This window comes from Pseudomonas sp. NPDC087612 (assembly GCF_044743505.1).
Classification (GTDB): domain Bacteria; phylum Pseudomonadota; class Gammaproteobacteria; order Pseudomonadales; family Pseudomonadaceae; genus Aquipseudomonas.
In genome coordinates this window covers 166,997-178,370 of record NZ_JBIUWO010000013.1, presented here as the reverse complement: position 1 = coordinate 178,370, position 11,374 = coordinate 166,997, and the positions used below count along the sequence as shown (strand labels likewise).

11 protein-coding genes and 1 pseudogene are annotated in these 11,374 nt (G+C 62.4%); 5 read left to right on the top strand and 7 right to left on the bottom strand.

What is annotated here, in order from left to right; genetic code table 11:
* Nucleotides 1-195: 195 nt before the first annotated feature.
* Both queD and ACIOVF_RS24825 read right to left on the bottom strand, forming a co-directional pair.
* On the bottom strand, nucleotides 196-552 hold the full coding sequence (gene queD / locus ACIOVF_RS24830) for a 6-carboxytetrahydropterin synthase QueD (protein ID WP_010226613.1): 357 nt from the start codon (nucleotides 550-552) through the stop codon (nucleotides 196-198).
* 49 nt (nucleotides 553-601) lie between these two features.
* Nucleotides 602-1,684, bottom strand: a complete 1,083-nt coding sequence (locus tag ACIOVF_RS24825) for a patatin-like phospholipase family protein (RefSeq protein ID WP_401293224.1) — start codon at nucleotides 1,682-1,684, stop codon at nucleotides 602-604.
* Nucleotides 1,685-1,843: 159 nt separating this feature from the next.
* On the opposite strand from ACIOVF_RS24825, the gene ACIOVF_RS24820 reads away from it, so the two are divergent.
* Genes ACIOVF_RS24820 through ACIOVF_RS24805 form a run of 4 tightly spaced genes read left to right on the top strand, consistent with a single transcriptional unit; the run spans nucleotide 1,844 to nucleotide 4,450 of the window.
* Nucleotides 1,844-2,152 (top strand): PepSY domain-containing protein, encoded by a 309-nt coding sequence (locus tag ACIOVF_RS24820; protein WP_038996113.1) that lies wholly within the window; start codon nucleotides 1,844-1,846, stop codon nucleotides 2,150-2,152.
* Nucleotides 2,152-2,466 (top strand): PepSY domain-containing protein, encoded by a 315-nt coding sequence (locus ACIOVF_RS24815; RefSeq protein ID WP_093385064.1) that lies wholly within the window; start codon nucleotides 2,152-2,154, stop codon nucleotides 2,464-2,466. Before ACIOVF_RS24820 ends, ACIOVF_RS24815 begins: the two co-directional genes overlap by 1 nt.
* Nucleotides 2,466-3,134, top strand: a complete 669-nt coding sequence (locus ACIOVF_RS24810) for a response regulator transcription factor (RefSeq protein WP_045201340.1) — start codon at nucleotides 2,466-2,468, stop codon at nucleotides 3,132-3,134. Before ACIOVF_RS24815 ends, ACIOVF_RS24810 begins: the two co-directional genes overlap by 1 nt.
* Nucleotides 3,131-4,450 (top strand): sensor histidine kinase, encoded by a 1,320-nt coding sequence (locus ACIOVF_RS24805; protein WP_093385059.1) that lies wholly within the window; start codon nucleotides 3,131-3,133, stop codon nucleotides 4,448-4,450. The genes ACIOVF_RS24810 and ACIOVF_RS24805 overlap by 4 nt, the downstream gene beginning before the upstream one ends.
* A 5-nt stretch (nucleotides 4,451-4,455) precedes the next feature.
* Here the strand turns inward: ACIOVF_RS24805 and ACIOVF_RS24800 are convergent, their stop codons facing one another.
* From ACIOVF_RS24800 to ACIOVF_RS24785, 4 genes and pseudogenes are all read right to left on the bottom strand, one after another.
* Nucleotides 4,456-5,307 carry a proline/glycine betaine ABC transporter permease gene (locus tag ACIOVF_RS24800; RefSeq protein ID WP_045201342.1) on the bottom strand — a complete coding sequence of 284 codons (852 nt, stop codon included), beginning with the start codon at nucleotides 5,305-5,307 and terminating at the stop codon, nucleotides 4,456-4,458.
* A complete protein-coding gene (locus ACIOVF_RS24795) occupies nucleotides 5,304-6,290 on the bottom strand; it encodes an ABC transporter substrate-binding protein (RefSeq protein ID WP_401293218.1) in 987 nt (328 codons plus the stop codon). The genes ACIOVF_RS24800 and ACIOVF_RS24795 overlap by 4 nt, the downstream gene beginning before the upstream one ends.
* Before the next feature lie 137 nt (nucleotides 6,291-6,427).
* Nucleotides 6,428-7,183, bottom strand: a complete 756-nt coding sequence (locus tag ACIOVF_RS24790; protein WP_401293229.1) for a methyl-accepting chemotaxis protein — start codon at nucleotides 7,181-7,183, stop codon at nucleotides 6,428-6,430.
* Between the two features lie 102 nt (nucleotides 7,184-7,285).
* Nucleotides 7,286-8,254, bottom strand: a pseudogene (locus tag ACIOVF_RS24785) (HAMP domain-containing protein); the annotation flags it as partial.
* Nucleotides 8,255-8,844: 590 nt separating this feature from the next.
* Between ACIOVF_RS24785 and ACIOVF_RS24780 the strand changes: the two are divergent.
* Nucleotides 8,845-10,164 carry a Na+/H+ antiporter family protein gene (locus ACIOVF_RS24780; protein ID WP_401293215.1) on the top strand — a complete coding sequence of 440 codons (1,320 nt, stop codon included), beginning with the start codon at nucleotides 8,845-8,847 and terminating at the stop codon, nucleotides 10,162-10,164.
* A gap of 26 nt (nucleotides 10,165-10,190) precedes the next feature.
* Here the strand turns inward: ACIOVF_RS24780 and ACIOVF_RS24775 are convergent, their stop codons facing one another.
* Nucleotides 10,191-11,195 carry a FecR family protein gene (locus tag ACIOVF_RS24775; protein WP_045201346.1) on the bottom strand — a complete coding sequence of 335 codons (1,005 nt, stop codon included), beginning with the start codon at nucleotides 11,193-11,195 and terminating at the stop codon, nucleotides 10,191-10,193.
* Between the last annotated feature and the right edge of the window lie 179 nt (nucleotides 11,196-11,374).

Sequence of the window (11,374 nt, the reverse complement as noted above, 5' to 3'; positions counted from 1 at the left end):
TCAGCAGTGAAACGATGCATCGCCGATGGTAGTGTGGGGTTTCCCCATGTGAGAGTAGGTCATCGTCAAGATTAAATTCCGAAACCCCTATCTGCATATGCAGGTAGGGGTTTTGTCTTTTCAGCGCCCAGCTGGATAAAATGCCTGCCAAAAAAAACCACCCCGCAGGGTGGTTTGTTCGCTTCCTTCGCCGACTCAGTCGCCGTAGTACTCGCAACCACTGGTGCAGGTCTCGTGAATGCGCACCTTGGACAGCTCTGGCAGCAGCGGCTTGACCTGGTCCCAGATCCACTTGGCGATCACTTCGCTGGTCGGATTCTCCAGGCCAGGAATGTCGTTCAGGTAGTTATGGTCCAGTTGTTCGTACAGCGGCTTGAAGATTGCCTTGATCTCGGAGAAGTCGCGGATCCAGCCGGTATGTGGATCGAGCGGGCCGGTCAGGTGCAGGGCAACCTTGAACGAATGGCCATGCAGGCGACCACACTTGTGTCCTTCAGGCACGTGGGGCAGGCGGTGGGCCGATTCGAACGTAAACTCTTTGAAAATTTCCACGATATCTTGACTCTGTAAACCAATGCTGGCTGCCAGTTTACCAGCATGGTTACTTCAGTGGTTGCAGATGCGCGTGCAGCTTGCCGGTTTCTATCAGTTCGAGCAGCTCGTCGCCCAGTCGCTGGCTTTCAGCCATTGCCTTGTGCCAATAACGCTGACGGCTGCCCGCATCGCCCATGAAGCGCTTGAAATCGCTACGATCCGGCAGCTTGCCGTAGGGCAGGCTGGCCAGGTACTGCGGCGAAGGCGCTAGCAGCAGCACATTGCGCAAGCGCTGGGTATCCCCACGGCGCCACGGCAGGGCCTTGTCGAACCAGCCGGGGATGACCTTGTCGGTGAAGTGCGGATAGAGCACCAGGTCGTCGCCGGAGTAGGGCAAGTCGAGGTGATAGTCCAGCAAGCCACCATCTCGATAGGTCCCCTGACCGACACCCGGAATATCACGTACGCCTTGCATGACCATCGGGATCGACCCCGAGGCCAGCAGGCCATGGCGCAAATTGGCAACATCCAGTGGCAGGCAGCGCGAGGGGAAGTCCGTCAGTGGCTGCAATGGCGGAGCGCTGCGGGCGTCGTGCAAGATGATTCGCTCGAAGTGCCGCGACAGGCGTGCACGGCCAATCAGGTTGTCAGCGATGACCGATGACAAGCCCATGCCCAGGCGCCCGCGGTGATCGTCAGCAAGCAGGCCATGGCTTTTGACCACCATGATGTTCAGGCGGTAGCCCGGGCTTGCGAGTATCTGTGCGTCGCGGTTTTCGAGCAGTTCATCGAGCATGCGCTCGCAGCTGCGGCTCACTTCGGCCTGGGTCACGCCCTTGGCAAAGTCCTGTTCGGTGTACAGCTGGCCCAGGCGCTGCAGGGCCTGGGCGGGGTTGGGCAAGCAGGCGCTGGCAAAGCGCCAGGAGCCGATGGATGCGCCGATCAACGCCCGCTCACGAGGTGCGCTGGGCAACCAATGGCCGAACAACGCCAGGTCCAGGCCTTGTATGCCGAGGGCCTTGGGCCCCCCAGCTGCACCCGGCAGCACACCCACATCGGCAGCCTGTAATCCACGCTCGCGGATGCGCTGCAAGGCGCGATTGCCGGCCTTGAGCGTCAGCGCCGGGTACTTGATATGGATTGCACTCATACGGGCCTCGCTGTCTTGAGCCGGTAATTATAAAGAACAGCGCTCCGGAAGTGGGGCAGGGCTGCGCTATCATGTCGCCAGTTGTTTTCAGCTTCAATTAAGTTCGGTTGGGTACTCTAGGCCCCGTAGAAACATTTTTGATCTCAACGGAGAGACACCATGAAAACTTTGACTGCCCTGTTCGCCACTGCTGCCCTTGCCCTGAGCGCCAACGTTGCACTGGCTAAAGATGTACAGCCTGACGAGGTCGTAAAACTGGTCAACGCCAAGACCATCAAGTCTCTGGACGAACTCAAGGCCGCCGCAGTAGCCAAGCACCCAGGCGCAACCGTCACCGATTCTGAGCTGGAAGACGAGTACGGCCGCTACATCTACAAGGTCGAACTGCGTGACGCTCAGAATGTCGAGTGGGATGTCGACATGGATGCCAAGACCGGTGAAATCCTCAAGGATGCCCGGGATAACTAATGACCGTTCGATCGCGAACAGCACAGACACTTCTCATCGCGCTGTTGGCCCTCTGCTCGCTGGCTTCGGCCCGCGACCTCGATCAGGATGAAGCCCTGCAATTGCGTCAGCAGGGCGTGATCCTGCCGCTTGAGCAACTGCTGCAGTCCGCCCTGGGGCGTTACCCCGGGGCGAAACTGCTGGAGGCGGAGCTGGAAGAGAAACACGACAGGTATGAGTACGAGGTCGAATTGCTGACCCCTGAAGGCGTGGTACGCGAGATCAAGCTCGACGCTACCAATGGAGCGCTGCTCAAAGACGAGGAAGATGACTGATGCGCCTGTTACTGGTCGAGGACAACGTGCCGCTGGCGGATGAACTGACCCAGAGCCTGCAACGCCAGGGCTATGCGCTCGACTGGCTGGCCGACGGCAGAGATGCGGTCTACCAGGGCAGCAGCGAACCCTATGACCTGATTATTCTCGACCTCGGCTTGCCTGGCTTGCCGGGGCTTGAGGTGCTGGCCCAGTGGCGGGCATCGGGGCTGGTGACACCGGTGCTGATCCTCACCGCGCGCGGCTCGTGGGCCGAGCGTATCGAGGGGCTCAAGGCCGGTGCCGATGATTACCTGAGCAAGCCGTTTCATCCAGAAGAGCTGCAGCTGCGCATCCAGTCGCTGCTACGCCGTGCCCGCGGCCTGGCCAACCAGCCGACCCTTGAAGCCGCCGGCCTGCAGCTGGACGAAGGCCGCCAGTGCGTCACCCGCGCCGGCGTCGACATCCAGCTCACCGCTGCCGAGTTTCGCCTGTTGCGCTACTTCATGTTGCACCCGCAACAGATCCTGTCGAAAAGCCACCTCGCCGAACACCTCTACGACGGTGAGACCGAGCGCGATTCCAACGTTCTCGAAGTGCACGTCAATCACCTGCGCCGCAAGCTCGGCCGTAGCGTGATCGAAACCCGCCGTGGCCAGGGTTATCGCTATGCCGGGAGCTGCGAGTGAAGTCGATTCAGGCACGCCTGAGCCTTGGCCTGATTGCGGTATTGGTGCTGGTCGGGCTGGCCTTGGCGCAGATCAGCCTGTGGCTGTTCGAGGCTGGCCTGCAGCGCTACCTGGAGACCGGTCTGCGCAAGGAGAGCGAAAACCTGCTGGTGGCCCTGGTACGCGGCCAGACCGGCCTTGAACTGGATGAGCGGCGAATTTCCTCGGCCTATAAGCGGCCGTTTTCCGGTTATTACTTTCGCATCGATTTTGACGGCGGCAACTGGCGCTCGCGTTCGTTGTGGGACATGGACATGCCGGCGCCGCAAACCCCGGGGCTGCACGCCGGCCTGGAGCTGGGGCCGGAAGGCCAGCAACTGCTGGTGCTGCGGGCCGATTACCGGCGCCTGGGCCAGGCGATTTCCATCAGCGTGGCCCAGGACTATACCCCGGTGCGCGATGGCTTCAGGCGCATGCAGCAGATCGGCCTGGGGCTGGGCCTGGTCGCGCTGTTATTGATCCTGGTACTGCAACGCATCACCGTGACCCGCTCGTTGCGGCCGCTGGAGCGCGCCCGCGAACAGATCGCCCAGCTGCAGCAAGGCCAGCGTTCGCAGCTCGATACCCAGGTGCCTACCGAGCTTGAGCCCCTGGTCGCACAGATCAACCACTTGCTGGCCCACACCGAAGACAGCCTGCGTCGTTCACGCAATGCCCTGGGCAACCTCGGGCATGCGCTGAAGACGCCGTTGGCGGTGCTGCTTAGCCTGGCCTCCAGCGAACGCCTCAAAGACTTGCCTCAAGTCCGTGCCCAGTTGCGCGACCAGCTCGAGCAGATCCAGCAGCGCCTGAGCCGTGAGCTCAATCGCGCGCGGCTGGCTGGCGATGCGTTGCCGGGCGCGCAGTTTGATTGCGATGCCGAGCTGCCCGGGCTGCTGTCGACCCTGGGCATGATCCATGGCGAAGGCCTGGAGTTGAGCAAGCAGGTGCCGCCCGGTTTGCTCCTGCCCTGGGACCGCGAAGACCTGCTCGAACTGCTGGGTAACCTGCTGGACAATGCCTGCAAATGGGCCGACAGCGAGGTGCAGTTGAGCATCGAAGAACAGCCGCAACGCTATTGCCTGTGGATCGATGATGACGGCCCCGGCATTCCGCAGGCGGCTCGTGAACAAGTGCTTGAGCGCGGTACCCGGCTTGACGAGCAGGTCGATGGCCACGGCCTGGGCCTGGGCATCGTGCGCGATATCGTCGAAGCCTGGGGCGGGCAGATGCGTCTGCTTGAGAGCCCGCTGGGTGGCTTGCGGGTCAGCATCGAGCTGCCGCGCAGGGTCAGATAGCATCGCTAGCCCCGCCGCGGTTGCCCATACGCCTGACTGATCCGGTCGATCACCATCGCCAGCGCCACAATCGCCAACCCGGCCTCCACACCCTTGCCGACATTGAGCGTCTGAATTCCTGCCAGCACATCCTCGCCCAAGCCGCGCGCACCAATCATCGAAGCGACCACCACCATCGACAGCGCCATCATCACCGACTGGTTGAGCCCGGCCATGATGCTCGGCAGCGCCAGCGGCAGTTGCACCCGCCGCAGCCGCTGCCAACGACTGGCGCCCAGGCCGTGGGCTGCCTGGGTCAGGCTCGGGTCGATCTGGCTCAGGCCCAGTTCGGTCAGGCGGATCAACGGCGGCAGGGCGTAGATCAAGGTGGCGAAGATCGCTGGTACCTTGCCCAGGCCGAACAGCATCAGCACCGGGATCAGGTAGACGAAGCTGGGCAGCGTTTGCATGACATCGAGCACCGGCATCAGCAGCTTGCGCGCCAACGGTCGGCTGGCCAGGAGGATGCCGAGCGGGACGCCGATCAATACGCACAGGCCGGTGCTCACCAGCACCAGTGCGCAGGTCTGCAGGAGCTTGTCCCACAGGCCGACCACGCCGATCAGAAACAACAGGCCGCTGAGCACCAGGGCGCGGGTGATGCTGCGGCTGGCGTGCCAGGTCATCAGCGCGACAATCACCAGCAACAGCCACCAGGGCGCCAGGCGCAGCAGGTTCTCGAAGCCGACCAGCACCTGCAGCAAGCCATCGGAAACGTTGCGCAGCTGGTCGCCGTAAGCCAGCACCAACCAATCGACAAAACGGTTAACGGCATCGGCAAAGGAATAGTGCAGCGCTTCGGGAAAACCTCCACTCACAGGCTGGCCTCGACCTTGCTCGCCACTTCGGCGGGTAGCCAGGCTTTCCAGATCTGCGGGTTGTTGCGCATGAACCTGAGCGCGGCATTCTTGGGTGACTCGCGCTTTTTGCTCATCTGCGCCAGGGTCTTGTTCAGGGTATCGATGGGCAGGTCGACCTTGGCGAAGAACTCGACCAGTTCGGGATAGTCCTTTTTGAATGGCGCCGAAACACCAATCGACAATTTTGCCGGCAGTGAGCGCGTGCCTTGCGGGTTGGGGTTGCTGGCATCGGTCAGGGTCTTCCAGGCCTGGGCATCGAAAGCGGGTTCTTCCAGGCGCACCAGTTCGTAGCGGCCCATCAGCGGGGTAGGGCTCCAGTAGTAGAACAACACAGGCTTGCCGCGGCGGATCGCCGAGGTGATTTCAGCATCGAGCGCCGCGCCCGAGCCACTGCGAAAGTTCACGTAGTCCTGGTCCAGCCCGTAGGCCTTGAGCTTCTGGCTGTTGACGGTCTCGGAGGTCCAGCCGCTGGGGCTGTTGAGGAAGCGGCCCTTGTCCGCGGACTCAGGGTCCTTGAACACTGCCTTGTACTGCTTGAGGTCAGTCACCGAGCGCAGCTTTGGTGCCCGGTTCTTGATCACGTAGGCCGGCACATACCAGCCCTCATCGGCGTTCTTCACCGTATCGCCGATGCTGAACACCTGGCCGGCCTGCTCGGCCTTGATCCAGGCCGGGCTGCGGCCGGCCCATTCCTCACCGATGACCTGGATGTCGTTGCGCGCCAGCGCCACTTCCATGCTCACGGTGCTGCCGGGCAGGGTATCGGTGGGGTAGCCGTAGCCTTTTTCGACAATCAGCCGCAGGATTTCGGTGGTGAGGCTGCCGCTTTCCCAGGTGATGTCGCCAAAGCGAATGGGCGTGGATTTATCGGCGGCGTCGCTTGAGGTGATCAGGCCCAGCGCCAGGAAGGCGCTGGCCAGCAAGGTGGTGATCGGCTTCATTGTGCCTCGCTCGCAGGGTAGGGAGTCCGGCAAGTGTAGTAGAAGCGTGCAGGTGAGCTTTTTGTGGGAGCTGGCTTGCCAGCGATGGGGCCGGCATGCTGTTGCGCTCGATCGCTGGCAAGCCAGCTCCCACAAGGTTACACCCGGAACTGATCCATCAGCCCCTGCTGCTGGTTGGCCAGGCTGTTGAGCGACTGGCTGACCCGCGCCGATTCGTTGGCCTGTTCCGACAGCGATTCGGTGACATCACGAATGGTCGCCACGTTGCTGTTGATTTCTTCGGCCACCGCGCTCTGTTCTTCGGCGGCGCTGGCGATCTGCAGGTTCATGTCGCTGATCACCGTGACTGCATTGCCGATCTGCTGCAGGGCGGTGACTGCCTGGCCGACCTGTTCGACGCTGCCCTGGGCCTGGCGATGGCTGCTGTCCATGGCGCCGACCACGTCGCGGGTACCGGCTTGCAGCTGTTCGATGACCTGGCGGGTTTCTTCTACCGACTCCTGGGTCCGGCGCGCCAGGTTGCGCACCTCGTCGGCAACCACGGCAAAACCACGGCCGGCTTCACCGGCACGCGCGGCCTCGATGGCGGCGTTGAGGGCCAGCAGGTTGGTCTGCTCGGCAATCGAGCGGATCACTTCCAGCACCGAACCGATCTTCTCGCTGTTCTCGGCCAGGCCCTCGACCTGGCTCATGGCGGTGTTCATGTCGGCAGCCAGGGTGTCGATGCTGCTGGTGGTACGGTCGATCACCGCCAGGCCCTGGCGGGTCGCCTGGTCGGCGTCGCGGGCGGCCTGGGCGGCTTGCGCAGCGCTGCGGGCGACGTCCTGGGCGGTGGCGCTCATCTCATGGGAAGCGGTGGCCACCTGGTCGACCTGGCGATACTGCTGCTCCATGCCGGCGCTGGTCTGGGTGGCGATGGCCGAAGACTGGTCGGCGGTATCGCGGGCGGCCTGGACCGAGCGCTTGACCTCGGCAATGGTCGGTTGCAGCTTGTCGAGAAAACGGTTGAACCAGCCGGCCAGTTCGCCCAGTTCGTCGCGCTTGTCGTAAGTCAGGCGCCGGGTCAGGTCGCCTTCGCCGCTGGCGATGTCCTTGAGCATCGCCGCCACGCCAAGGATCGGCCGGGTCACGGTGCGCGCCATCAACCAGATCAGCAACAAGCCGACGATGGCGGCCAGCAGGCCCAGGCCCAATTCCATCAGGGTGCCGCTGGTGTTGCGCTGGTCGAGCTCTTGCTTGAGGGCTTCGGCCGGGCCGGTCAGGGCGCTTTCCGGCACGTCGAGCAGCACGCCCCAGGGCTTGCCGCCAGGTATTGGCGCAAACGAGGCCAGCACTTTCAGGCGCTGGTTATGGTGGATGCTGTGCAGCGGCGTGCTGTCGCCGAGCAGGCGGATCAGTTCGGCGCCTTTTTCGCTGTCGACCTGGTCAAAGCGCTGGGCCAGCTTGCTGGCGTCCGGGCTGTAGCCGGCCAGCAGCCCCACGGGGCTGAGGATGCCGACCTGGGTCTGGCCCTGGTACAGGTTGCGGCTGGCCTGTTGGCTCATGGCCTGCAGGCTGTTGAGATTGATGTCGATGGACAGGGTGGCGATGACTTTGTCGGCCGCCTTCAGCGGGAACACGATGCTGGTCATCAGCACCTGCTGGCCGTTGATCTCATAGAAGTAGGGCTCGATCACACAGACCTTGCCGGTGGTGCGCGGGCACACCGACCAGGTGTTGGCCGGCTCGCCGCTGGGGCCGATGCTGGTGTCATTCATGTCGCGTTCGGGCAGCGCCATCGAGGTCAGCTGGCCCGGGGTCGGTTGCGACCAGTACAGGGCGAAGCGGCCTTTCTCGTTGCTGCCCAGGTCTTTCTGGTCGACGAACAACGCGTCCTTGTTGTCCAGCGCGTTGGGCTCGAACACCAGCGACAGGCCGAGCAGCTCGGGGTTGGCCTGCAGGGCTGCGCGCACCTGGCGGGTCATGTCTTCGCGCAGGTCGAAGGCATCGAGGAAGCGTTTTTCGGCCTGCTCGCGCAAAAACAGCACCTGGCGCGAGAAGCCGGCGCCGTACTGGTAGGCGTCCATGAACTGGCGACGGATGTTCAGTCCCTGGACTTCACCCTGGGATTCAATGCGCCCCTGGGCCGCTTCGGTGAGCATCTGCATGCTGCTGGCCTTGACCAGTTGCGTGCTGTGCTCCATGCGATACAGCGAGAGTCCCACCAGCAGGGTGACGATGCCGGCCAGGCACAGGCCGGCCAGCAGGGTGATCTTCCACTGAATGGAAAGTTGTCTGAACGACATGGCGAAGTCCTTTGATCCTGAAAGATTGAGGCTGCCGACTATGTCGGCCGCGATGCCGTTTTCTTTATTCAAACGTTCAATTGAAATGCGTCGTTTTCGTCTATTCAAGCGACACGTTGTCGCAGGTCGCCAAGGCCTTTTTTTGACAAGTGCGGGGGGCTGCTTCAAAGTGTGCGCCCTCCCATAAAAATACCTGTCGTTCGGCCACTGCTCGCGGGCAGTCTGTCGCCGGATCGGTCGCTTTTTGTCTGGTTTCTAGAGGTTACAGAATGAATGCAGTAATTGCCGCGGTCGGCATCATGCTGATATTGAGCCTGTCCCGTGTGCATGTGGTGATTGCCCTGATCATCGGCGCCCTGGCCGGTGGCCTGGTGGGTGGCCTGGGCATCGAAGGCACGCTCAAGGCGTTCAATGGCGGGCTGGGTGGCGGTGCTACGGTGGCGTTGTCGTACGCCTTGCTCGGCGCCTTCGCCGTGGCCATCGCCAAGTCGGGCATGGCCCACGCCCTGGCCGACCGCGCCCTGGCCATGGTCGATCGCCAAGGCCATGACGAAGGCGGCAAGGTCAAGTGGTTACTGATCGGCCTGCTGCTGGTGGTGGCGATTTCCTCGCAGAACATCCTGCCCATCCACATTGCCTTCATTCCGTTGCTGGTGCCGCCGCTGCTGTACGTGCTGACCAAGCTGCAGATCGACCGGCGCCTGGTGGCCTGTGTGATGACCTTCGGCCTGATCACCCCGTACATGTTCCTGCCAGTGGGTTTCGGCAATATCTTCCTCAATGAAATCCTTCTGGCCAACGTCAGCCGCAGCGGTGTGGATGTCAGCGGCGTCAACGTTACCCATGCCATGGCCATCCCGGCTGCGGGCATGCTCTTCGGCTTGCTGGTGGCGGTGTTCATCAGCTACCGCAAAAAGCGTGTGTACAACCTGGAGAAAATCGAACAGGTCGAGCAGGTGGCGGTCAGCTACAACCCGCTGACCCTGCTGGTAGCGGGCGTTGCCATTGCTGCAGCGTTCATCATCCAGCTGTGGCTGGACTCGATGATCATCGGCGCCATGGCCGGTTTTCTGATCTTCTCGGTGTCGGGTATCGTGCGCTGGAAAGACACCGACGACCTGTTTACCGAAGGCATGAAGATGATGGCCATGATCGGCTTCATCATGATCGCCGCTTCGGGCTTTGCCGAGGTGATGAAAGCCACCGGCGAGGTCAAGACCCTGGTCGAGACTTCGGCGTCCTGGATCAACCACAGCAAGGGCGTCGGCGCACTGCTGATGCTGCTGGTGGGCCTGCTGGTGACCATGGGCATCGGCTCGTCGTTCTCCACCGTGCCGATCCTGGCAGCGATCTTCGTGCCGCTGTGCGTGCAGCTGGGCTTTGATCCCGTGGCCACCGTGTGCATCGTCGGTACCGCCGGTGCCCTGGGCGATGCCGGATCACCTGCCTCGGACTCGACCCTGGGGCCGACCTCGGGCCTGAACGTCGACGGCCAGCATCATCATATCTGGGACACGGTTGTACCGACTTTCATCCACTACAACCTGCCGTTGCTGGCGTTCGGTTGGCTGGCGGCGATGATGCTCTAGGGCAGGGCGAGGGCTGAGCGCAAGGCTCAGCCTTTGGCGGGCGGCGGCGAGATGCGGTTGAGCACCATGTTGCCGTTCTTGTTCTGGGTCAGGTACACCGGCAGCACCTTGGGCAGGGTGCTGACCAGGCGCTTGATCTCGCTGGTGTTGTAGATGCCGCTGATGCGGATGCTGCCGGTACCGGTATCGGCCAGCAGCAGCGGTTTTTCCAGGTAGCGGTTGATCATCGGCAGGGCCTGGGCCAGGCTCTGGTTGTCGAGGATCAGCTTGCCCGTACGCCAGGCCAGGCTGTTGTCCTGGTTGGCGGTCTGGTCCAGACGTGGCTCATAGTCGCCGGCCTTGTAGCTGGCCTGCATGCCCGGGCCAAGGCGATAGCTGCTGTCGCTGGCGTTGCCGTCACTGCTGACCAGCACCGAGCCTTCGACCAGGGTGACTTTGACCTGGTCATCATACTTCCACACGTTGAACTGGGTGCCGGTGACCCGCGTCCAGCCATTGGCCGCGTGCACCACGAACGGGTGCTGGCTGTCGTGACGGACCTTGAAGAACGCCTCGCCCCTGACCAGGGTTACCCGGCGCTCATCCTTGTAGTTGGTGAAGCGCAGTTCGGTATTGAGGTTGAGTTCGACTTCACTGCCATCACTGAGCACTACGCGATTGACCCGCTCGCCGGTCTCCAGGGACTGGTAGCTATTGGGCAGCCAGCCTTGTTCCCAACCGATCCAGGCGCCGGCTGGCAGGGCGACCAGGGCGATGGCTGCGGCGCTGGCCAACCGTTGCCATTGGCTGCGCTGTGGTCGAGGCAGCGCTACGACGTTGTCCGGGAAACTGCGTGGCAAGTGATCGGCGGTTTGCCAGATCTCGACCATCGCCTGATATTCCTGCAGGTGCAGCGGGTGGGCTTTCAGCCATTGCTCGAACGCGCGTCGCTCGGCGGCGGTACAGTCTTCAGCTTGCAGGCGCAGGCACCACTGTGCGGCGGCATCGGTGATGGCATCGTGTTCGGCGTCGCTGAGACTGGTGTGGTTCATTGAAACTCCCGGTTTTGTCCATTCTACCTTGCAGGGTAGGCGGGCGAGAACCGAGATAATGGCGAATGACTATCAGTTGTAAGATTTTTTACCGTCAAAACCCCGTAAAACCGCGGATCTGACAATGATTACCTACAAAATCACAGACGAAAGGTAGGCCTGCGCCACCGAGCAGCGGC

Bases quoted from the DNA above. Each gene is read 5' to 3' on its own strand.
- ACIOVF_RS24825 (WP_401293224.1), bottom strand. From the start codon at position 1,684: ATGAGTGCAATCCATATCAAGTACCCGGCGCTGACGCTCAAGGCCGGC.
- ACIOVF_RS24820 (WP_038996113.1), top strand. From the start codon at position 1,844: ATGAAAACTTTGACTGCCCTGTTCGCCACTGCTGCCCTTGCCCTGAGC.
- ACIOVF_RS24815 (WP_093385064.1), top strand. From the start codon at position 2,152: ATGACCGTTCGATCGCGAACAGCACAGACACTTCTCATCGCGCTGTTG.
- ACIOVF_RS24810 (WP_045201340.1), top strand. From the start codon at position 2,466: ATGCGCCTGTTACTGGTCGAGGACAACGTGCCGCTGGCGGATGAACTG.
- ACIOVF_RS24795 (WP_401293218.1), bottom strand. From the start codon at position 6,290: ATGAAGCCGATCACCACCTTGCTGGCCAGCGCCTTCCTGGCGCTGGGC.
- ACIOVF_RS24790 (WP_401293229.1), bottom strand. From the start codon at position 7,183: ATGGAGCAGCAGTATCGCCAGGTCGACCAGGTGGCCACCGCTTCCCAT.
- ACIOVF_RS24780 (WP_401293215.1), top strand. From the start codon at position 8,845: ATGAATGCAGTAATTGCCGCGGTCGGCATCATGCTGATATTGAGCCTG.
- ACIOVF_RS24775 (WP_045201346.1), bottom strand. From the start codon at position 11,195: ATGAACCACACCAGTCTCAGCGACGCCGAACACGATGCCATCACCGAT.